This is a genomic window from Streptomyces sp. 796.1 (assembly GCF_047525675.1).
Classification (GTDB): domain Bacteria; phylum Actinomycetota; class Actinomycetes; order Streptomycetales; family Streptomycetaceae; genus Streptomyces.
The window spans coordinates 122,337-143,750 of sequence record NZ_JBLIWA010000015.1 but is presented as its reverse complement, the minus strand read 5'-3'; the positions used below and the strand labels follow the sequence as shown (position 1 = coordinate 143,750).

Annotated in this window: 17 protein-coding genes and 1 riboswitch; of the genes, 8 read left to right on the top strand and 9 right to left on the bottom strand. The window is 72.5% G+C overall.

The window, feature by feature from the left end:
- The first annotated feature begins 251 nt into the window (after window positions 1-251).
- The 3 genes from ACMA1D_RS12760 to ACMA1D_RS12750 all read left to right on the top strand — a co-directional run bounded on the left by ACMA1D_RS12760 (window position 252) and on the right by ACMA1D_RS12750 (window position 3,564).
- Window positions 252-1,421, top strand: a complete 1,170-nt coding sequence (locus ACMA1D_RS12760; RefSeq protein ID WP_414724031.1) for a S8 family peptidase — start codon at window positions 252-254, stop codon at window positions 1,419-1,421.
- Between the two features lie 660 nt (window positions 1,422-2,081).
- Window positions 2,082-2,933, top strand: a complete 852-nt coding sequence (locus tag ACMA1D_RS12755; RefSeq protein WP_414724030.1) for a hypothetical protein — start codon at window positions 2,082-2,084, stop codon at window positions 2,931-2,933.
- Window positions 2,934-3,111: 178 nt separating this feature from the next.
- Window positions 3,112-3,564, top strand: a complete 453-nt coding sequence (locus ACMA1D_RS12750) for a lamin tail domain-containing protein (RefSeq protein ID WP_414724029.1) — start codon at window positions 3,112-3,114, stop codon at window positions 3,562-3,564.
- A 162-nt stretch (window positions 3,565-3,726) separates the two neighbouring features.
- Here the strand turns inward: ACMA1D_RS12750 and ACMA1D_RS12745 are convergent, their stop codons facing one another.
- Complete coding sequence (locus ACMA1D_RS12745; RefSeq protein WP_414724057.1) at window positions 3,727-4,875, bottom strand: threonine synthase; 1,149 nt, start codon at window positions 4,873-4,875, stop codon at window positions 3,727-3,729.
- Between the two features lie 283 nt (window positions 4,876-5,158).
- On the opposite strand from ACMA1D_RS12745, the gene ACMA1D_RS12740 reads away from it, so the two are divergent.
- Window positions 5,159-6,262 (top strand): glycosyl hydrolase family 18 protein, encoded by a 1,104-nt coding sequence (locus tag ACMA1D_RS12740; RefSeq protein ID WP_414724028.1) that lies wholly within the window; start codon window positions 5,159-5,161, stop codon window positions 6,260-6,262.
- Window positions 6,263-6,476: 214 nt separating this feature from the next.
- Here the strand turns inward: ACMA1D_RS12740 and ACMA1D_RS12735 are convergent, their stop codons facing one another.
- From ACMA1D_RS12735 to ACMA1D_RS12715, 5 genes are all read right to left on the bottom strand, one after another.
- On the bottom strand, window positions 6,477-7,073 hold the full coding sequence (locus ACMA1D_RS12735; RefSeq protein ID WP_414724027.1) for a GNAT family N-acetyltransferase: 597 nt from the start codon (window positions 7,071-7,073) through the stop codon (window positions 6,477-6,479).
- A gap of 185 nt (window positions 7,074-7,258) precedes the next feature.
- Complete coding sequence (locus ACMA1D_RS12730) at window positions 7,259-8,866, bottom strand: DUF1266 domain-containing protein (RefSeq protein WP_414724026.1); 1,608 nt, start codon at window positions 8,864-8,866, stop codon at window positions 7,259-7,261.
- Window positions 8,867-9,065: 199 nt separating this feature from the next.
- A complete protein-coding gene (locus ACMA1D_RS12725; RefSeq protein WP_414724025.1) occupies window positions 9,066-10,394 on the bottom strand; it encodes a transglycosylase family protein in 1,329 nt (442 codons plus the stop codon).
- Between the two features lie 3 nt (window positions 10,395-10,397).
- Window positions 10,398-10,607: riboswitch (cyclic di-AMP (ydaO/yuaA leader) on the bottom strand.
- Window positions 10,608-11,377: 770 nt separating this feature from the next.
- Entirely contained in the window at window positions 11,378-12,319 is a 942-nt protein-coding gene (locus tag ACMA1D_RS12720; protein ID WP_414724024.1) for an alpha/beta fold hydrolase, read from the bottom strand.
- Window positions 12,320-12,784: 465 nt separating this feature from the next.
- Window positions 12,785-13,363, bottom strand: coding sequence for a TetR/AcrR family transcriptional regulator (locus ACMA1D_RS12715; protein WP_414724023.1), 579 nt, complete (start codon window positions 13,361-13,363; stop codon window positions 12,785-12,787).
- A 198-nt stretch (window positions 13,364-13,561) separates the two neighbouring features.
- On the opposite strand from ACMA1D_RS12715, the gene ACMA1D_RS12710 reads away from it, so the two are divergent.
- Window positions 13,562-14,323, top strand: coding sequence for a Mut7-C RNAse domain-containing protein (locus tag ACMA1D_RS12710; RefSeq protein WP_414724022.1), 762 nt, complete (start codon window positions 13,562-13,564; stop codon window positions 14,321-14,323).
- Window positions 14,324-14,426: 103 nt separating this feature from the next.
- Here the strand turns inward: ACMA1D_RS12710 and ACMA1D_RS12705 are convergent, their stop codons facing one another.
- The 3 genes from ACMA1D_RS12705 to ACMA1D_RS12695 all read right to left on the bottom strand — a co-directional run bounded on the left by ACMA1D_RS12705 (window position 14,427) and on the right by ACMA1D_RS12695 (window position 16,814).
- Complete coding sequence (locus ACMA1D_RS12705) at window positions 14,427-14,804, bottom strand: nuclear transport factor 2 family protein (protein ID WP_414724021.1); 378 nt, start codon at window positions 14,802-14,804, stop codon at window positions 14,427-14,429.
- Window positions 14,805-14,925: 121 nt separating this feature from the next.
- Window positions 14,926-15,666, bottom strand: a complete 741-nt coding sequence (locus ACMA1D_RS12700; protein ID WP_414724020.1) for a class I SAM-dependent methyltransferase — start codon at window positions 15,664-15,666, stop codon at window positions 14,926-14,928.
- Window positions 15,667-15,950: 284 nt separating this feature from the next.
- A complete protein-coding gene (locus ACMA1D_RS12695; RefSeq protein ID WP_414724019.1) occupies window positions 15,951-16,814 on the bottom strand; it encodes an NAD(P)H-binding protein in 864 nt (287 codons plus the stop codon).
- A 246-nt stretch (window positions 16,815-17,060) separates the two neighbouring features.
- On the opposite strand from ACMA1D_RS12695, the gene ACMA1D_RS12690 reads away from it, so the two are divergent.
- The 3 genes from ACMA1D_RS12690 to ACMA1D_RS12680 all read left to right on the top strand — a co-directional run bounded on the left by ACMA1D_RS12690 (window position 17,061) and on the right by ACMA1D_RS12680 (window position 21,187).
- The gene (locus tag ACMA1D_RS12690; RefSeq protein WP_414724018.1) at window positions 17,061-17,831 is read left to right on the top strand and encodes a helix-turn-helix domain-containing protein; all 771 of its coding nucleotides are present in this window, start codon (window positions 17,061-17,063) and stop codon (window positions 17,829-17,831) included.
- Window positions 17,832-18,214: 383 nt separating this feature from the next.
- On the top strand, window positions 18,215-20,197 hold the full coding sequence (locus ACMA1D_RS12685; protein ID WP_414724017.1) for a CocE/NonD family hydrolase: 1,983 nt from the start codon (window positions 18,215-18,217) through the stop codon (window positions 20,195-20,197).
- A 183-nt stretch (window positions 20,198-20,380) separates the two neighbouring features.
- Window positions 20,381-21,187 (top strand): class I SAM-dependent methyltransferase, encoded by an 807-nt coding sequence (locus ACMA1D_RS12680; RefSeq protein WP_414724016.1) that lies wholly within the window; start codon window positions 20,381-20,383, stop codon window positions 21,185-21,187.
- Window positions 21,188-21,414 lie beyond the last annotated feature (227 nt).

The window sequence follows — 21,414 nt, the reverse complement described above, 5'->3', positions numbered from 1 at the left end:
CCCCCCCCCCCCCCCCGCGCCGCTTTGTCCACGCACCGGTACGGCACGGGCGTGGACGGGTCGACGGGGTACCCCGCCCCGTCGACGGGGTCACCCCGCCCCGTGTCTCCCGTACCTCCACCGCACCGCTCGCGCCGCTGGCCCGGCGCGGCATCTCGGCTGCCCGCAGGCGGCCAGCGGTGACGGGGACGCGGTCCGAGCCCACCGCCGGCGCCCACCGACCGCCGGCGGCAGACGAAAGGTCTCCCCCGATGAAGCGTTCCCGTCTCGCCGCGATCCTGCTCGCCGCGCCCATGGTCCTGGTGCCAGCGGCCACGGGTGCGGCGTCCGCCGCCACGCCCGAGCCGTCCGCCCCGGTGGTCGCCGTGCAGCAGGCGGCCCCGGGCAAGGCAGTGCCGGGCAGTTACATCGTCACCCTGCGACCCGGCGTTGCGCCCCAGGGCCTCACCAAGTCGACGAGAGTCCAGACCCAGTACGTCTACTCCAAGGTCTTCAACGGCTTCGCCGCCAAGCTGACGCCCAGTCAGCTCGATGCGCTGCGGGCCAACCCCGCCGTGCAGGCGATCGAGGAGAACCAGAAGGTCGCCGCGAGTGGCACGCAGACCGGTGCCACCTGGGGCCTGGACCGCATCGACCAGCGCAACCGCCCGCTGGACAGCTCGTACACCTGGAACCGGGACGGCGCGGGCGTCACCGCCTACATCATCGACACCGGTCTGGACAGCGACCACCCGGAGTTCGGCGGGCGGGCGCAGAACGTGTACAACACGGTCGGCGGCAGCAACGAGGACTGTCACGGGCACGGCACGCACGTCGCGGGCACGATCGGCGGCTCCACCTACGGCGTCGCCAAGGGCGCGGCGTTGCGCGGCGTGAAGGTGCTGGGCTGTGACGGCAGCGGCTCGTTCGCCGGCATCATCGCCGGGTTCGACTGGGTCCGCAAGAACGCGGCCAAGCCCGCGGTGGCCAACGCCTCGCTCGGCGGCGGCTATTCGGCCGCGGTCAACACCGCAGCCGCAAATCTCGCCAACGCCGGGGTGCATCTGTCGGTGGCTGCGGGCAACGACAACCAGGACGCCTGCAACTACTCCCCCGCCAGTGCGTCCGCCGTGCTGACCGTGGCCGCTTCGGACAGCAGCGACCGCAAGGCTTCGTTCAGCAACTACGGGCGCTGCGTGGAGACTTACGCGCCCGGCGTTTCCATCACCTCGGCCCGGATGGGCGGCGGCAGCACCCAGATGAACGGCACGTCGATGGCATCGCCGCACGCCGCGGGGGTTGCCGCGCTGTACAAGGCCAACAACGGTGACGCCTCGTCGGCCACCATCAACAGTTGGATCACCACCAACGCCACGCCGAACGTGATCACCGGCAACGTCAACAGCACCCCGAACCGGCTGCTGTTCAAGGCTGGCCTCTGAGCCGATCCCGTACCGGCCACGCGGGACACCCGGGCCGGTTCGGGCCGCTCGGGGTGCGCGGGTTGTTCGGGTTGCGCGGGCCACTCAGGCTGCTCCGGTTGTTCGGGCCGCTCGCACCACCTGGGACACCTGGCCGTCTCGGGTCACCCAGGAGGCCGACCCGTAGGGTTGCTCGCCTGCCTGACCGACCCTGATCGATCTCCCGTCCGCGGCGGACGTACGCAGCAGTCGCACCCGGCGGAATCGGTGCGGCGGCGGCCCGCAGGGGCCCGGACAGGCACCACAGAGGCCCGGATAAGCACCCAAGAAACCAGCACACGGCGGCCCACCTTCCGGCGGGAAGGTGGGCCGCTGACGCATGAACTAGCCCATGAAGTAGGCCAGTTGGACGAGCATGCACTTGTCCGGACGGATCGTCGGTACGGCGCGGTGGCGCGCCTTCGGTGCGTACAGCGCGGCGCCATCGCGGGGGCGCGGCGGAGACTCGACCGAAGCAACCCTGCGGCAGGGGCCGGGTACAGCCTGCCGCAAGAGGGTCAGCCAGCGGGCGGCCGGGCGTTTTCGGCAGAGGTGGCCAAAGGGGCGCCCTGGCACCGGGGGCGGGATAGGGGCACGATGCCCAGCCTGACGAGCGAGACCGCCACCGAAGGAGTGTCGATCATGCACCGAGGGTTACTGGCGATGCGCAGCAAGGTCGGGGTGCGCCGGCGGGCGTGGGGTGGGGTGCTCGCCCTGCTGCTCGCGACCGCGGGGGTGGCCGCCGCACCCCCGTCCCACGCCACGGCGGGCGAGCGGCACACGACGGGCACGCCGGCCGTCGCGGCGTGCGCGCCCGACACCGAGGCGCAGGGGGTGGCCAGCTTCGGGGAGCCGAGCAGCCTGGTGTCGGTGCCGCGGAAGGACGGCAGAGTGGAGCAGTTCCAGTACTTCACGGACGACACGGCGCAGCACCGGATGCACTTCGTCTGGCACCGGACGCAGGACGAGGCCGGCGGCGAGTACGGACCGTGGCGGCGGGTGAGCGCGGTGCCGGTGGGACCGAAGGTCACCAGCTATGTGAACGCGGCCGAGGGCGCCGACGGGCGGATCGAGGCGTTCTTCCCCTCGTACGGCATCCAGTGCCACACCGCACAGGTGGCCGTCGACGGGACCTGGAGCGCGCCGGAGGACTTCGACCTCAACCCGCCTCCGTACTGGGGCGGGGTCGCCGTCTTCGCCGACCGGGCGGGCCGGCTGCACGCGTTCGCGTCCACGAACCACTACGACACCTCCATGTACACCAGGGCCCAGGACGCCTCCGGGGCCTGGCAGGCCCGGCAGTCCATGGGGCGGGTGCCGAACGAGTTCTCCGGGCTCAGCCAGCCGAGCCGGGTGAGCGAACTCCCCGACGGGCGCATCCGGGTGGTCGCCCACGAGTGGAACGCGGACTCCCTCTACTGGCAGATCACCCAGCGCACGCCGGGCGGTTCGTGGGGCCCGTGGGAGTCCTGTGGGGCCGTGGGCTGCCCCTGAGCAGCCGTACGGGCCCGCGCGGCGCACGCAGGTCCACCGCGCGCCCGGCCCTATATCAGGAGATGGGCGCCCGCACCGCACTTCCCGGATATGGCACTGATATCCGGGAAGTGCCCTTAAAGTGATCCCCTCGCCGGGGACCAAGGGGGGTACCCGGCCGTGATCACGAAGGAAGCCCATGTTCTCGCTCCGTACTGCCGCCTGCGCAGCCGCCGTCGCGGGCGCGGTCCTGGTGCCGCTGCTGCCCGCCCAGGCGCAGGCCGCCGGTTCCGTGCACCTCCAGAAGATCTACTACGACAGCCCCGGCAAGGACGACCGGTCCAACCGGAGCCTCAACGCCGAGTACGTGCAGATAAAGAACTCGACCAGCCGGGGTGTGAACCTGCGGGGTTGGACCCTCACGGACGCCTCGCGGCACAAGTACACCTTCGGCTCGTACACGCTGGGTGCCGGCAAGACCGTGACGGTGCGCACCGGCAGCGGCAAGGACAGCAGTTCGACGCGCTACCAGAAGCGCCGGGCGTACGTGTGGAACAACGACCGGGACACCGCGACGCTGCGCAAGGCGTCCGGCAGCAAGGTGGACACCTGCTCGTACAACTCCACCCGCTACGACTACAAGAACTGCTGAGCCACCGGCCGGGCCGCGCCCGGGGTGACACCCGGGTCACGCCTCGGTCCAGCCCGGGGTGACACCCGGGTCACGCCTCGGTCCACATCGGGGGATGACGTTTCAGGTCACGTCTGGGGGCCTCGGGTCGTGTCTGGGCGACTTCCCGGATCATCTCTGGGGTTACGCCTCGATGCCGGCCGCCCGCAGCCGGCGGCGCACCGCGTCCCACTCGGGTTCCACCGGGGCGCTGGTCCGGCTGCCGACGCCGACGTCCTTGAAGCCGCTTGAGGTGGAGACGCACACCACCGGCCCCGCGACGTCACCCACCTGGCGCAACCCGGCCAGACCGGCCGCCGCGGACAGCTCGACCCACAGCCCCCGAGAGGCCAACTCCCGCTGCGCGGAACGCATTTCGTCGTCCGTCAGGAGCAGCGGCCGGCCGCCGCTCTCGCGCAGTGCCACCACGCCGCGGTAGCCGCCGACGGAACAGTCGATGCCGTACGCGTCGGTGGGGCCCACCTCGACCTCGGTCGCGGGCACACCGGTGCGCACCGCCGCCGCCAGCGGGCCGCCGGCGGCCGGCTCGCAGGCGAAGATCTGCGGTACGGACGCCGTCACGCCGAGCCGGCGGAGTTCGGCGAAGCCCTTCCACACCCCGTAGAGGAGCTCGCCGTAGCCGGTGGGCACGAACACCGCGGCCGGGGCCCCGATTTCGGCGTGGATCTCGTAGGCGATGGTCTTGTAACCCTCGGGGCCGAACGCGTGCCCGGTGTGGGTGGGTGTCTGGTTGCTGACCGGATGCAGTCCGCAGCGCTCGACGACGGTACGGAGCAGCGGCCACCGGTGCTCGATCGGCACCGGCAGCACCACCGCGCCGTACGCGTGCAGGAAGGCATCGACGGCCGGCGGGGTGTCCACGGCGGTGAAGACGACGCAGCGCAACCCGGCGCGCGCCGCGTACGCCGCTGCCGCCGCTCCGTGGTTGCCGGACGAGGCGACCACGATGCCGGGCGCGCCGGACCGCAGTGCGGCGCTGGTCGTACAGCGGTTGAGCCGGTCCTTGTGGCTCCAGGTGGGGTTGCGCGCCTCGTCCTTCAGGTAGCAGCCGGGCGCCAGTTCGATCAGTGGGGTGTCGCCCTCGCCGAGGCCGGGCGCGTCCAGCGGGGGCAGCAGGGGCGCCCAGCGGTCGAGCCCGGCGCCCCGGGACAGGCCGGCCCGGGCCGCGTAACCCGGCTCGAACAGCGCGGTGTCCACGCGGTCGTACGCGTAGTCCACCTCGACCGGGTAGGAGACGGTGTCGGTGCTGGTCCGGGGGCAGCCGCGGGTCAGCGGGGGCCACAGCGGATAGCTGATGTCCGGGTCGCCGAGTGAGCGCTGGGCGGTGGCCAGCGTGCTGTGAACTGTCACGCCGCCCGAGCGTAGGCGCTCGGGTCGGCGGGCCACAGGGGGCCGGGCGGGCGAGGGTGGCATCGGGGCTGGCGGGTGGGTGTGGTGTGCGGCTGGGGCAGGGGGTGAGTGTGGGTGTGTCGCGAAAGGGGCTGGGCCCATCGGGAGGCGCCCGGATGGGGCAGTCTCGGGTGCGGGGCGGGTGGGGGGCGCCGAGACTGGGCCCGTGATCACACTTCGCACCTGGGCACCCGCGGCGGTGCTCGCCCTGCTCGCCCTGTCCGCGCCGGCGCAGCCGGTGGCCGCACGGCCCGCGGCCGACGGGCGGGCGCCCGCGCGCACGGTCTCGGCCTGGCTGCCCTACTGGCAGCAAGAGGGCGGCTACCGCAGCGCGTTGGACCATGCGGACCAGCTCCACACGGTGAGTCCGTTCTGGTACGAGATGACCGGGCCGGAGCAGTTCACCGAGCATCCGGGCGCGGGTGAGCTGCGGATCGTCGAAGGGTTGCGGCGGGCCGGGATCAAGGTGCTGCCGACGGTGACCGAGGCGCCGGGGGCGCGGGCGATGGCCGAGTTGCTGGGCGACCCGGCCCGGCGCGCCACCCACGTACGGGCGCTGCTGCGGCTGGCCGAGAGCCGCCCGTACGACGGTCTCGACCTGGACTACGAGCGGATGAACGAGGACGCCGAGCCGGAGGTGCTGCGGCGGGTGCGGGAGGGGTTCAGCGCCCTGGTCGACGAGGTGTGCGGCGCGTTGCACGACCGCGGGAAGCAGTGCACCGTGGCGGTGTACCCGCGCACCGAGAGCGAGGACTCGGCGCGGGTCTACGACTACGCGCGCCTTGGCCGCTCCGTGGACCGGCTGCGCATCATGGGCTACAACCTGCACGACGCGCTCGGTCCGCCGGGCCCGTTGACCTCGCCCGACTGGTACGACGCGATCCTGCGGTACGCCACCGCGCGGGTGCCCGCGCGGAAGATCGAGATGGGCATCCCGGCGTACGGCTGGGACTACCGCGTCGGCGACGGTGGCCGCGCACTGCACCGCACCACCCGCGAGGCACAGGCCCTGCGGAAGCGGGTCGGCGCCCGCTACGAGTGGGACGAGGCTTCGCGCACCCCGCACTTCAGCTACCTGGACGAGGGGCGCCGGCGTGTCGTCTGGTACCAGGACAGCCGTGGCATCGGCGCCCATCTGCCGACCCTGCGCGCGCACGGCGTGGTCAACACGGCCCTGTGGGCACTGGACTTCGAGGAACCGGCCCTGTGGAAGACCCTGGCGGACGGCGCCCGCACCGGGGCCGGCAGCAGCGACAGCGGCAGTCCGTAGGGTGAACCACCCTGCACCGGGCGAACGCAGCGAGAGCCGCCCGCACCCGTGGGTCTCGCTCTACGCCCACACCCAACCCGGCGGCCGACCGTAGGGCGAACCACCCCGCACAGGGCGAACGCGGCGGGCGACGGTCCGCCGCCGAGCCGCAGGCCACCCGGCGGCGGACGGCGCCGAACCCACCGCCAGCCCCCGCCCAGTGACTCCGCCCAGGTCACCCCGGGTCCGCGGGGCTGGCAGGGCCGGGTGTCGGGTTCTGCTGCTGTTCGGCCCAGTCCGCGCGGCGCAGTTCGTACTCGACCTCGCCGTGTTCGGTGCCCGGCAGCGGGTCGTCGAAGTGCACGTGGAAGGTGCGTACGTAGCGGAGTCCTGACTTCTCCATCACCCGGCGGGAGGCCGTGTTGACCGCCATGGTCTCGGCCCACACGCGCTCGACGCCCAGGTCGGTGAACCCCTTGCGGAGCAGGGCGCGGGTCCCTTCGGTGGCGTACCCCCGTCCCCAGAACGCCGCCTTCAGGCGGTAGCCGAGCTCCACCTCGCGCACGCTGCCGTCGGCCGGCGGCTGGAGGCTGAGCCACCCCACGAACTGCCCCGAGTCCCGCTCGAAGGCCGCCCAACGGCCCGCGGGGCCCGACGCGTAGTCGCGCAGGATCTTCGGCAGCACCTCGTTCTCGATCACGGCGCGTGGCGTCGGCTCACCGGTGAGGTAGCGCATCACGGCGACGTCGCCGTCCAGGTCCACCAGGTGGTCCACGTCGGCCTCGGTGAACCGGCGCAGCAGCAGGCGTTCGGTCGTCAGGAACACGGTCATTTGGCACACGACTCTCGTCGGGGGCAGGAGACAGCCGTCATGGTGCAGGGAGCCGGCCCGGGTCGTCCAAGCCATTTCCGCCGGGGCCGGGCACCTCCGGCGCGGCGGCCCGGGGGCGTGACACGCGTCCGGCCCGGACAGCTCGACCGGCCCGGACGACCCGCACGGCCGGGCCCCGCGTGCGCCTACTTCCAGGGGATGTTCCGCCACGGGCTGCCGGGGTCGGACATCAGCAGTTGGTGGGCCGCCGCCATGTCCTCGTACCAGTCGCCGAACTCCTCCTCGTCGAAGTGCAGACAGCGGCCGAGGATGTAGGCGGCGGAGAAGTCCTGCCAGGAGCGGTAGTTGGCCTGGCTGAGCCGGCCGGCGCGCAGCACGCCCTGCTCGGCCTCCTCCAGGGTGCAGTAGCGGGCTCCGAGCCCCCAGCGGGCCATGCAGGACGCCCGGCCGTAGTCCCACGCCTCCACCGAGCGGACGAACTTGCCCTCGCCCAACAGCCCGTCCGCGCGGAACCTGGCCTCGTACCGCATGATCCGGCCGATCAGCCGCCGCACCCCGGCCACCTGGGAGCGCACCTCGGCGTCGCTGCGCGGCTGGGCCACCGTCACCCCGTCGGGCGTGATGCGCGGCTCGGCGGCCTCGGCGGCACCGTGCCACAGGGCGCGCTCGGCCACCTGGCGCCAGTGGTCCACCTCGACGGCGCCGGCGAAGTCCAGCGCGAGCGAGCGGCGTATGCCGAGCGTGAACTCCCATACGGGGCTGGTCATTTCGGCCCGCAGCAGCAGGTCCTGGGTGCGCTGCCAGTCGGCCCGCGACCCGATCCCCCACCACTCGGCGAGCCGGTCCCGCTCGGCCGTGTAACCGCCGCCGTGGTAGGCCATGGCGTTCCACAGTTCGCCGTTGCTGACGGAGAGCAGCGCCCCGCAGGCCAGGCCGTGTGCGACCGGTCCGCGCAGCGGCCCGCCGATGTACAGGGCGCGGAGCCGGCGCGGAGGCTGGCTGCACCGGGCGGCCCGCTCGGCGTGCTGCTGCCAGACCGCGCGGTGGCTGGTCGTGGTCGGGAAGTACGCCTCGCAGGGGCTGCCCGGGTTGACCGCGAGCCACTGCGGGTCCTTCGCGCCCCACACCCGCGCGTACCAGCCCAGCGACCCGGAGTGGAAGACGGGGTCCTCGACCGGCGCCGGCAGCATCCCCTCGGTGTAGACGGCCAGGCAGTCGGTGCGGGTGCGCGGGTCGCGGTACGGGGTGAAGACGACGCTGTCGGGGTGGGCGTCCACCCGGGCCCGCGAGTCGGCCACGAACAGCGGCGTACGGGCCAGCACGTCGAAGTAGCCGGCCCAGTCGCCGCGCTCCTTCGCCTCGTACAGGTCCTGCTCGACGGCGCTGGGTGGCTGCCAGCCGGACGGCTGCTCCTGCTGCGACCGGGGCGCCGGCTGGGGGTGGGACACGGGGTAGTAGGCGCTGCCTGGCAGGGGCGCCGGGTACGGGGCGGGGGTGCTCGGCGCCGGGGGCGCGGCGGTCGGCGCGGGGCTGCCGTCCAGCGGCTGTGGCTGTGGCTGTGTGGGTGCCTGCGGCTGCGGCGCCTGGTCGTCGGGGGCCGGGGTGTCGACCGTGCCGCCGACGCCCCGGTGTTCGATGGCGCGCCGCGGATCGGCGGCGGGCGCGCTGCCGGCTCCGCGCGCGGCCTCGGTGCTGCGCGTCGGGCCGCCGACGCTCCGTACGGGACCTTCGGCACCGTGCTCGGGTTCGGCGCCGCCCGATGTCGCGGGTTCCTCCCCGTTCCACAACCCCATGACGGGGAACTCTACCCAGCGCCCGCCCGGCACTCCCCGAGCGGCCGGGCCCGTCACGCCCGGTGCCGGGGCGGGTTGCCCCGGAGAACGCCGATGTGCCCCTTCGCCGGGTGGGCGAAGGGGCACATCCGTGGTGCTGGGGCTGCCTGCCGCCCCGGTCAGCGACCGGTCAGTGGCAGCCGGTCAGCGACTGGGGTGATCAGATGCTGACACCCTTGGCGCGCAGGTACGCGATCGGGTCGACGTCCGAGCCGTAGCCGGCGCCGGTGCGGACCTCGAAGTGCAGGTGCGGGCCGCTGCTGTTGCCGGTGCTGCCGGACAGGCCGATCTGCTGGCCGCCGGAGACGCTCTGCCCGGCCGAGACGGTGAGCTGCGACAGGTGCGCGTACTGGCTGTAGTGGCCGTCCGCGTGGCGGATGACGACCTGGTTGCCGTACGAGCCCGCCCAGCCGGCGGAGACGACCTGGCCGGCGCCGATGGCCTTGACCGTGGTGCCGGTGCCGACGGGGAAGTCCACACCGGTGTGGTAGCCGCTGGACCAGCTACCGCCGGCCTGGCGGTACGGGGTGCCGGTGGAGCCGGCCACCGGGGCGGTGAAGCCGGTCGAGGTGGCGGCCTCGGTCTGCGGCTGGGCCTGCTGGACCGGCGCGGACTTGGGCGCGACCTGCTGCTTCGGGGCCTGCTGCTGCGGCGCCTTCGGCTGGGCGGCCTGCGGGGCGCGCTGCTGCTGCGGGGCCGGGGCGGCCTGCTGCTGCGGAGCGCTCTTCTGCGGGGCCTTCAGCGCGGAGCCGGCACCGGGCAGCGTCAGGCGCTGGTCCGGGTAGATCAGGTTGGGGTTCTTGCCGACGACGTCCTGGTTGCGGTCGTAGACGGCGCGCCAGCCACCGTTGACGTCGTGCGCCTGGGCGATCTTGAACAGGGTGTCACCGGAACGCACGGTGTACGAGGTGCCCGCGGTGTGCTGGTGGGTGCGCGGAGCGGACTTCACCTCGGCCTTGGGGGCAGCCTTGGGGGCGACCTTCGGAGCAGCCTTGGGGGCGGCAGCCTTCGGGGCGGCCTGGGGCGCGACCTGCTGGGTCGGGCGGCTGTCGCGAGTGGTGGTGTTGCCCTGCTCGCGGGCGCCGTCGGGGGCGATCTGCGGGGTCGGGCCGCCGGCGGTCAGGCCCGCCTTGACGGAGCACACCGGCCAGGCGCCGGGGCCCTGCACCTTGAGGACCTTCTCGGCGATGGCGATCTGCTGGTCCTTGGTGGCCAGGTCGGCGCGCGGCGCGTAGGCCGTGCCGCCGAAGGAGCGCCAGGTGCTGTCGGTGAACTGGAGGCCGCCGTAGAAGCCGTTACCGGTGTTGATGCTCCAGTTGCCGGTGGCCTCGCACTGGGCGACCTTCTCCCAGACGTCCACGGAGGCGGCGTTGGCCTGGGTGGCGCCCAGGAACGGGATGGCGAGGCCGGCGCCGCCAGCGGTCAGCGCGACGGAGATGCGCGCAAGACGACGGGGGCTGATGCGGCTGTGGCGTGCGCGAAAAGACATAGGGGTAGCCCTCTCCTATGCCTACGAGGTGAGCTGTCGGATTCGGGCTGGAGTTGCCCGGACGCGTCTGGTGCGGCGGGGTGCCGCGACACGTCTTCACCCCAAGCCGACCGCGCTGAGACGCGGTGCGGCACTTACCTGGTTCCCCCGCTCTTGCCGTCATGACTTTGAAGTTTCTCCTCGGCCAGCGGCAAGATTCGGCATTCCGGCGTCGGATACCCGCCTTCGTTTCAGCGGGATCGCCAACAAAACACATTCATTTCCCTGCCGACAAGCCTGAACCCGCCGATGGAGATCCATTGCAGCCGATAACTCGCGAGAAGAGATAACGCTCTGCACGGGATCTGTGCCGTACTGCGATATTTCGAAGTACGGGCCGCGGGCGACATCGCAGGCGGCGCGGGGTTCCCGCGATCGGAAGGGGATCGGGCGACCACAGCACGTGACAGATCATCGCGGGGCGCCGGTGAGGTGCACCACAGAGCCCGGAAAGTCCGAAAAGTTCTGTTCAAATGATCTTGTTCGGCCTCTTCGACGGAGCTCCCGACACTCTTCCGCGGCCCGCTTCTTGTGGCCCAGGCCACATTACTGGTCCTCGTCTGCGTCCCTGCTACCCAGGAATACGCGCCGAAACCGCGCGAGGTTGCCTCTCGCGCTAAGAATTCTGGAAATCCCGGCCAGCGCCCCGCCCGCCGGGCGATTCCCCTATTGATCGACTCCGCCCGCACGACGACCCGGTCGACATAGACGAGGGGGCGCCCACCTCATGGGAAAGCCCCTCCCCCGCCGCGAGGGGTCGGTACGTAAGGAGGGGACGCAAGGAGGGGACTCCAAGAAGAGGGAAGGGAAGGGGGCGAGGAGGGAGCGGGGAAAATGCCTCCCGGCTTCGGCCGGGGTGGAGTGGGGAGGGTAGGGGCGGTGCGGGTGATTTCCCGAATTCGGCCTCGGTGCGGGCCCGAGGTGGGCCCGCACCGGGTGTCGACCTACTCCTGTGGGCCCGCCGCCCCGAAGAAGGCGAGCAGTTCCCGTACGACCGCCTCCGGCTGCTCCTCGGGGACGTAGTGGCCGCTGCCACGGACCTCCACCACACGGATGTCGGTGCCCTTGTCGGGGCCCATCTGCTGGCGCAGGGCCTGGTAGCTCAGCTCACCGGCCAGGGTGAGGATGGGCAGCGTCAGCGGGGCGTGGTCGGCGAGGTCGATGACGTCCTTGCGCATCGTCTGGTACCAGCCGTTGCCGGCGCGGATGGCTTCGGGCGTGGCGTACGCATGGGCGTAGACACGTCGGGCGTCCTCGGCGACCGACGCCTGGTCGAGGAGCATGTGCCCGTACAGCCAGTCGATCACCGGACGGAAGCGGCCGGCGAGCAACTCCTCCGGGAGCCCGCGCAGTTGGTTGAAGGCGAACCACCACGGGTAGCCGCCCCGGCCCCGGGAGATGGCCTCGACCTGCTTGTCCGAGCTGGGCAGCATGGGGATCTCCAGCCAGGACGCCTCGGGGACGCCGAGGTCGATGGTGACCAACCGGCGTACCGATTCCGGATAGTTGGCGGCCAGGTGGTAGCCGAGCCCGGCGCCGATGTCGTGTCCGGCGACGAAGGCCGATGTGTGGCCGAGGTGGTGGATCAGCTCGTGGATGTCGCGCGCCATGGTGCGCTTGTCGTAGCCGTCCGCCGGCTTCTCCGAGCCGCCCATGCCCCGCAGGTCGACGGCGGTCACCCGGAAGGAGCGGGCCAGCGCGGGCAGCACCTTGCGGAACTGCCACCAGGTCTGCGGCCAACCACCCAGCAGGATCAGCGGTTCGCCGCTGCCGCCGGTGACGTGGTGCAGCCTGACGCCGTTCACGGTGGCGTACGCGCTGGTGAAGTCGCCGTCGAGCGAGGCTGCGAGCTCCGCATCGGTGGGGACGGGGTGCGTGTCGGTCATGGGAGTCTTCCTCTTTCTCATAGGGGTTCTCATCAGGCGGCCTCGGCACGGATTCCCGACCGGGATCCCCGCAGGGCCACGTCGAGGCTCCGACGGTCAGGTCGGAGCTGCGCCGGGTTCGCTTCCAAGGTCGCCATTGAGGGGTTTTTCTTGAACGTACAGTCAAGAAAATGGGTAGGGGTGAATCGCGTTCAGGACATGGGTGACACACCCTGCACGCCCAGGCCGAAGCCAGGACGGGCGGCAGGGACGAGGCGCGTCGTACGGGACCGCGCGACGGGCGGCCAGGGTGGGAGCGGGGGGCGGATCGGGGCGTGCGTGGGCCACCTCGCGGCGACGGGTCGATCGGGGTCCGCGCGCATCGGCTCGACAGCCACCGAAGCGCACCCGGCGACACGCCGCCACGCCCAGACACCCACCCCACCGCGGCGCCGCACCCACCACACCCGGCGCGCCTGGCCCGGGTCAGTCGAGCAGGGCCAGGGCCCGCTCCACGGTGTCGTCGAGGTAGCGCTGACGCACCGCGGTCTTGCCGACGACACGGATGCCCTGGAGGAGCGTCACCAGGAACCGGGCGAGGGACGCCGGGTCCTTGTCGGGCCCCAGTTCACCCTCGGCACGGGCCCTGACCAGCGCGCCCATCAGGGCGGTCTCCAACGTTTCGAGACCGGAGGCCACCCGCCGACAGGCCCCCTCGTCCGCGGGCAGTTCGATCGCGGTGTTGGTCATCAGGCAGCCCTTGTAGTCCTCGTCGGCGAGCGCGCCCGCGCCGTAGAAGCGCACCAGGTCCCGCACCGCCTGCAAGCCGGAGCCCGGTCCCGCGAGGCGGTGCACCAGCACGGCCCTGGCGTCCTCGCCGTACCGGTCGACGGCCTTCAGATAGAGCTCGCGCTTGCCGCCGAAGGTGCCGTAGATGCTGCCGCGGCCGAGTCCGAGGTGGTCCACCAGGTCCTGCATCGAGGTGGCCTCGTACCCCTTGCGCCAGAACAGCTCCATGGCCGAGCGCAAAGCGGCGTCCGGATCGAATTCCTTGGTCCTGCCCATGCGCCCACCCTAGACAATCTTGACCGGTCATTCAAGAATTTTCCCGGATGCGGGCGGAACCCATCCCGGCAACCTGGCCCGGGTGGGTGCCCCGGGCTGCCGGACGCGCCCGGCGAGTGCCGCGGGCGCCGGCTGCCGTTGCGCGCGGTGGGCCCCTGAGCACCGGAAACCCCGCGGCGGTGCGCGGGGGACGGTGGCATGCTGACCACCGTGACCGCACGCCCTCGCATCCGACTGACGTTCGCCGCCGACCTTCACCTGTTCCTCGCCCCGGACCGCCGCGGCGCCCCGTTCTCGCTCGTCACCGACGGCACGTCCTCGCTCGGGCACGTCGTGGAGGCGGTCGGCGTCCCGCTCACCGAGGTGGGTGAGTTGCTGGTGGACGGCCGCCCGGCGCCCGCCGCCCAGGTGCCGACCGCCGGCCAGTCCGTCGAGGTGCGCGGCGTGCAGCGCCCCCAACGGGTGCCGGGTGCGCCGTTGCGGTTCCTGCTCGACGTCCACCTGGGCACCCTCGCGCGCCGGATGCGGCTGCTCGGGGTGGACACCGCGTACGAGAACGAGGACATCGGGGACGCCGCCCTCGCCACCCGGTCGGCGGCCGAGCGCCGGGTGCTGCTCTCGCGCGACCGCGGCCTGTTGCGCCGGCGGGAGCTGTGGGCCGGTGCGTACGTCTACAGCGACCGGCCCGATGAGCAACTCCGGGAGGTGCTGGGGCGGTTCGCGCCGGTCCTGGCGCCGTGGACGCGCTGTAGTGCGTGCAACGGGCTGCTCGCCGAGGCGGACAAGGAGTCCGTCGGCGAGCAGCTCGAACACGGCACGCGACGCAGCTACGACGTGTTCGCGCAGTGCACCGCGTGCGCGCGGGTGTACTGGCGCGGGGCGCACCATGCGCGCCTTGAGGCCATCGTGGCGGGTGCGTTGCGGGAGTTCGCCCCGCTGTCCGGGCCCGGGGACGACTAGGGACCGGGCCGGGGCGGTTCGCCCGGGTCGGTGGTCGCGAGGGTTGGACGTGCGCTGGCGTCCGGGCCGATCGCCGGATGAGCGGTGGCCGCAGAAGGGCGAGTCAGGAGGCGGACGGCTCGATCTCGCCCGCGAAGACGATGATCTGGTCGATGAGGCTCCGTCGCAGGTGGACGACGTCCGTTCCCGCCAGGCGGGGGCCGCCATCCGGCGTGGTGAAGACCCACTGGTAACGGGCCCATTCGTCGGGCATGTCCACCGCCGAGCAGCGCACCATCGTGCCGGTCCCCGCCGGGTGGCGCCGGATGTCCAGCACGAACCGCTCGACCGCCGCGATTCCTTCGCTACGGCCCAACGGTCCCCAGAAGACCACGTCTGAGGTCAGGGCCTGGGAGAGCAGGGCGGTCACATAGCTGTCGTCCGATGCGTTGAACGCGGAGATGAATGTGTCGATCGCGGAGCGTGCGGTCTCTTCATGCATGTCCCAGTAATACCAGCCGTTTCGCGTGCACTCGTCCCCCGAGCCGCCTTCCGATTACGGTGAACCACCCCGGTCACAGCGTGATCGGAAGGCGGGGGATCTGTGTCGCGGCGCGGTGGGGCTACGGCTTGTGGGTCACCCAGAGCGACTCGGCCGGCCAGCGGTGTGCCCAGTCGGGTGGCTCGGTCGCGTTGTAGCCGTTGGGTGTGTCGGGGTCGGGCCGCGGTTCGATGAGGTCGTCGATGACCAGGCCCGCGCCGCGCAGGACCCTGATCCAGTCCCCGTAGGTGAGCTGGTAGCTGGTTGCGCCGTCGCCTTCGGCGATGGCGTGCAGCCCGAAGTAGTCGCGTTGCAGCGTCGTGGTCACGCGGCTGGCGGCCTCGTCGTAACAGGCTTCGAACCACGGGCTCGCGACGTTGAACACCAGGCGCCCACCGCGGGCCAGCACCCGTGCGGCCTGCGGGACGGCCAGGTGCGGGGGTGCCCAGCTCAGCCCGCCGAAGTCGCAGAAGACCAGGTCGAAGCTTTCGGCGGCGAAGGGGAGCCGCTCGGCGGCGCCCTGTACCAGCGGGTAGCTGGCCGCCCCCATCGTGCCTGCCGCTGCGGCAAGTTGGGCTTCGGACAGGTCGAGCCCGACCACGGTGGCGCCCTCGGCGGCGAGTGCCCTGGACCACTGGCCGGCGCCGCAGCCGAGTTCGAGCACGCGCTTGCCGGCGACGTCGCCGAGGGCGTCAAGATGCGCGTCGGGGATGGAGTACATGCCCCACAGCCTGGGTGTAGCGCCGATCTGCGGGTCGTGCTCGCGCTGGTAGGCGCTGCTGATCCGGTTCCAGAGCCGCCGGTTGGCGGGGATGCTGTCCACCGGCCGAGTCCAGCACTGCCGGCCGGGGCCGGTCAACAGGAAATCGCCGCTGACCGGCCCGCCCTCGGCCCAACCCACCTCCGTCCAACCCACCTCGGCCCTGCGCTGACCTGTCCAACCCCGGCCCGGTCCAACCCCGACCCGGCGCGACCCCTGCTCGGCACAACCCGGTCCAACCCTGGCTCAACCCGACTCAGCCCGGTCCGGCCCAGCCAGCCCCAGCCACGGCCCGGCCCGCGCCCAGCCGGACGAGCCCTACTCCCGCCCCCGCCGGCCCCGGCGCCTCACTCCGGTCCTGCCCCGAAAGCAGCACGGTGGCGGCCTGCCCAGTCCGTGAAGGGGCGCGGTGGGTGGCCGGTGACGCGTTCCACGTCCGGGGTGAGGACGGCGTTGCCGCCCCCGGCGACCAGCCGCGCGCCCGCCACCGCCACCTCGACGAAGGCCGGATCGAGCCCCGCGGCCCTGAGCTGGCCCGCGTACTCCGTCGGCGTCAACTCGGCGGTCGTGAGCAGCCGGCCGACGGCCTGCCCCAGGCGCTCGACCTGGTCGGGCACGCTGAGCAGTTCCGGGCCCGTCAGGGTGTAGACCTGTCCGGCGTGGTCGGTCCCGGTCAGGACCTTGGCTGCCACCTCGGCCACGTCCAGCGGGTCCACGACGCCCTGGGTGCCGGCCCCCATCGGGTTCGGTACGGGGGCGCCCGCGCGGATCGCGCGGACCCACTGGAGGGCGTTGGAAGCAAAACTGGAGGGGCGCAGCACTGTCCAACCCAGGCCGCTGTCGCGCACCGCCCGTTCGCCCGGCAGGTGCCAGTCACCGCCCTTGGCCAGGGTGTCGTCGCCGGTGCCGATCGCGGAGAGCTTGACGACCGTGCGGACGTCGGCCGCCCGTGCCGCCGCGAGGACCGCCGCGTCGTGCTGCACCACCCATGGGCCCGGCGGACTGAGCAGGAACACCGCGCGAACCCCCGCCACGGCGCGCGCCAGTGCGTCGGGGTCGGCGAAGTCGGCCCGTACGACGTCGACGCCGGCGGGGAACGGCGGCGCCGGGGTGGGTTGCCGCGTCATCGCGCGCACCTGTCGGCCCTCCCCCGCCAGCAGTCGGACCAGCTCTCGACCGATGGTGCCGGTGGCACCCGTTACCAGAATCATGGGCGTCAGCCTGGCACCGCGCACCCCACCGGCTCTTGGAAGAATCGGCACGGCTGGCGTGGGTGGCACGGCTGGCGCGGCTGGCGCGGCCTGCCCTACGGCGGTCGGCATGACTGCCGGCAGCCACTGTCGTACGGGAGGCCGCGCGACGGCGCGCACGACTGGTACGGCCGTCACGACTGAGAACCATCACGATGTGCGACACCGAGCACGGCTGCCGCGTGCGGCTACCGGTAGCGTGCCGGCATGAGCTCGCACAGCCCCGCGGACGTGTTGGCCGGGGTGCAGGATCTGAGCGGTGCCGTCGGGGACCGGCTCGTGCACCTGCCCGACACCGCCACCTCGCTGGTCTTCCGCGCCGCGCCGGGTGGGGACGGCGACCTATTGGTGGTGGGCCCGCGCACCCGGGCCCGCTACGCCGCCGGCAAGGAGTTGCCGGTCTGTCTCCGCGCCACCCTGCGGCCGGAGGTGGCCAGGGCCGTCCTCGGGGTGCCGATCAGCGAGTTGGTGGACCGGGTGCTGCCGCTGGTCGCGCTGTGGGGCGAGCGGGCGGTCCGGCTTGAGCGGCGGTTGGCCCGCGCCGGCGGGGACGGCGCACTCGTCAGGTCCCATCTGGAGGTGGCGCTGCGGGCGTGCGTCGACGCCCAGCCGTCGACCGCGCTCGCGCACGGTGCCCTGGTCCGTGCCGCCACCGCAGCACTGTCCGCCCGACGCCCGACGCCACTGCCCGTACTCGCCGGCCAACTGTCCGTCAGCGAACGGCACTTGCGGCAGTTGCTGACCGTGGGCGCCGGTCTCCCGCCCAAGTCGTTCGCCCGGATCAGCAGGCTCCGGCGGGCCCTGGCCCACGGCCGGCGCGGCACCGGTGCGGGCCCGGGCGCGGCGCCGCTGGCCGGGCTCGCCGCCGGCGCCGGCTACTACGACCAGTCGCACATGAGTGCCGAGTTCCGCACCCTGCTGGGTGTGCCGCCCGGGGCGTTCTTCGCCGACCGGCTGCCGGCTGCCGCGGCCTGCTGACCCGGCGACCGCCGCGCACGCGCCGAGTCGCTGGGTCACCCCCCTCGCGTACGCCCCGGGTCTGCGGGGCCGGCCATGCCGCGAACGCCCCGCCCACCGAACCGGCGACCGCCGCGTAACCCGAGGCCAGGACAGCCGGCGGGCCGCCGGACGACGGCAGAAGTCAGATGATCGACCGGGGGTCGCCGGCGCAGGCTGCGCACTACGCTGGCCCCACCCCGCGCCACGGGGCCCGCTCCGCCGGACCACCGGCGGCGGTGCAACCCTGCGGCACCAGGGGTTTTAGCCCGACCCCAGCGGCCGGAGTGACGATCATCCGGAACCTGGCCGATCCCTCTCCCATGCGCGCCGCGCTGCTGCGGGGCTCGCAGCAAGGAGGTCCCGTGCTCAGCCCACGATGGCGCCGGGGCGTGGTCACCGCTACTGCGGCGACGACGGCCCTGGCCACGCTCGCCGTCGGTTCGGCGCTCGCCGACGGCACCGCGTCACCGCCCGATCCCACCCCGTCGGTCCGGGACGGGCGGACCCAGCCGACGTTCTCCTACCGGGACGCCGTTCGCGAACACCTCACCATCCAGCTCGCCGTGGACAGCGACCGCGACGGCGCGCTCGACCGGGCGGGCGTGGACGTGATCCGCCCCCGCGAGACCGAGCGGGGCCTGAAGGTGCCGGCGATCATCGAGTCGAGCCCGTACAACGACACCGTGGGGCGCGGCTTCGAGTCGGAGACGAAGTCCTGGGACGCGAACGGCGCGCCCCGCACGTTCCCGATGCACTACGACAACTACTTCGTGCCCCGCGGCTACGCGGTCGTCCAGGTGGACACGACGGGCACGGCACGCTCCGACGGCTGCTTCACGGTGGGCGGCGCGAGCGACGTGGCGGCGAGCAAGGCCGTCGTCGACTGGCTGGAGGGCCGGGTGCGCGGCTACCACGCGGACGGCAGCGAGGCGCGGGCCGACTGGTCGAGCGGCAGGGCCGGAATGATCGGCAAGTCCTTCGACGGCGCGTTGGCCAATGCCGTGGCGGGCACCGGCGTGCGGGGCCTGGACACGATCGTGCCGATCTCGTCGGTCAGTTCCTGGTACGACATCACCCGCTCGCGCGGCGCCAAGCACTGGGAGGGGTTCAGCCAGTACCTGGCCACCGAGTTGGACAGCGACCCGGACGAGAAGTGCCAGGCGGTACGGGATGACCTGCGGGCCGGCGAGGACGACGCGAGTGGCAACTACAACCCGTACTGGAGCGAGCGCGACTACCGTGCGGCGCCCGCGCCCGAGGTCGGCAGGGTGCGGACGAGCGTGCTCGCCGTGCACACCCTGAACGACCAGAACGTGCGGCCCAACCAGTTCGCCCACTGGTGGCAGGGGCTGAAGGAACAGGGTGTGCCGCGCAAGCTGTGGCTCGGCCAGTACGGGCACACTGACGCCTTCGACTTCCCCGGCCGGCGCGATCTGTGGGTGGACACCCTGCACCGGTGGTTCGACCACTGGCTGTACGGGATCGAGAACGGCATCATGGCCGAACCCCGGGTCGACCTCCAGACCGGGCCGACGACGTGGACCACGCAGCGGGACTGGCCGGCCCGCAGCACATCGGTGGCGCTCCACCCGGGTGCTGACGGTTCCCTCGGGCTGCGCCCGGCGCCCAGCGGCACCCAGTCCTTCAGCGACCTGAAGGTCAGTGAGACGGAGTTGGTCACCGACCCGACGACCAGCAGGCCGAGCCGGCTCGCCTACGTCAGCCAGCCGCTCACCGGACCGGCCCGCATCTCCGGAACCCCGGCCGTTGACCTGCGGCTCTCACTGGACGGGCCGACCTCCAACCTGACGGCGCTGCTCGTCGACTACGGCACGGACGAGCGGATCGACGTGGTGCGTAACGAGCCGCAGAACCGGCTGCACGACGGGGTGCGGCTGCTGGACCGGGAGAGCTGTCACGGTGAGAGCGTCGAGACCGACGACGCCTGTTACCGCGAGACGGCCAACGTGACCGCCTCGCACCCGGTGCACGTCATCGCCCGGGGTTCGCTGGACGCCCAGAACCACGTATCGGAGAGCGACCCGCAGCCGCTGGTGCCGGGCCGCGCCTACCAGGTCGGCTGGGACACCCTGCCGAACGACTACGTGGTCAAGCCGGGCCACCGCATCGGGTTGGTGCTGGCCGGGACGCCCGCCGAGTACCTGTACTTCGAGACCGCGACCGGCGCCCGCGTCACCGTGGACCTGGCCGCCAGCAAGATCCGCATCCCGGTCGTGGGCACCGCGCTGACCAGCGCCGATTTCACCCGGCCGAAGCCCGGTGAGACACCCTGGCGCGGCCCGAGCACGGCGCCGCGACCGCCGCGCCCCACCCTGTTCCACTGATGTGCCGCTGATGTGGCGCTGGCGTTCCCCGCTGTGCCGCTGGACACCGGCCCCGCCCGCTCCGGGTGGGGCCGGTGGTCCCACGGCGGGGTGCGGTCAGCTCAGCGACCGGCCTCACCCGCGCGGGTAGGGCCTGGGGGGAAACAGCCGGGACGGCGCCCCGGCGCGCGTAGCGTCGTATTCATGACGAAAGTGAACCTCACGGGTGAGAAGGCCACGCTGCTACCCACCCTCTACGGCCGGGCCCTTGACGCCCAGTCACCCGATTCGATCCTGCACGACACGATGGCGTACGAGGCCGTGCAGCAGATCGAGTTCGACTTCTCCACCGTCGGCCTGCGGCGCGGCGACGACACCGCGATCGCCCTGCGCGCCAACTGCCTGGACGACTGGGCGCGCCAGTACCTCGCCACCCAGTCCGAGTGCGTGGTGCTCCACCTCGGGTGCGGCCTCGACACCCGCGCGTACCGCATCGATCCCGGGCCGCAGGTGCGGTGGTACGACGTGGACTATCCGGAGGTCATCGAACTGCGCCAGCAGCTCTTTCCGGACCGCCCCGGCTACCAGTGCATCGGCTCGTCGGTGACCGACCCGATGTGGCTCGCTGAGGTCAAGGGCGACGTGCCGGTGCTGGTGGTCGCCGAGGGGCTGTTCATGTACCTGAAGGAGGAGGAGGGCAAGGCGCTGGTCCGGCGCATCCTGGACCACTTCCCCAGCGGCCAGTTCGTCTTCGACGGGCTCAGCCGGCGCGGTGCGCAGCTCCAGAAGCTGAATAAGGCGGTGCAGGCCGCGAAGGCCAAGGTGTACTGGGGCTTCGACAGTTGCGCGGAGTGGGAGGCCATCGACGCGCGGCTGCGCTGCGTGTCGTCGATGTCCGCCTTCGACCTGGACGACGGGCGGCTGCCGGCCACCTTCCGCATGACGGCCAAGGTCTCCAAGGTCTTCACCGGCATGAAGAACCTGGCGGTCTTCTACCGGGTGGACTTCTGAGCCGTCGTACGGCCGTTGTGGGACCTGTCACATGAAGCGCCGCACGACCGCTGGACGGCTCGCTGTGTGAAGCGCCGTACGACCGCTGGACGGCCCGCCACGTGAAGCACCGCACGGCCGCTGTACGGCCCGCCGCGTGAAGCGCCTGGCCCCATCGCGTAACCCACCGCCCCCACCAGCCGGCCCGGGCCCACCCGGGCGGGGCGGTTGCCCGGCCGGGGGCGGGC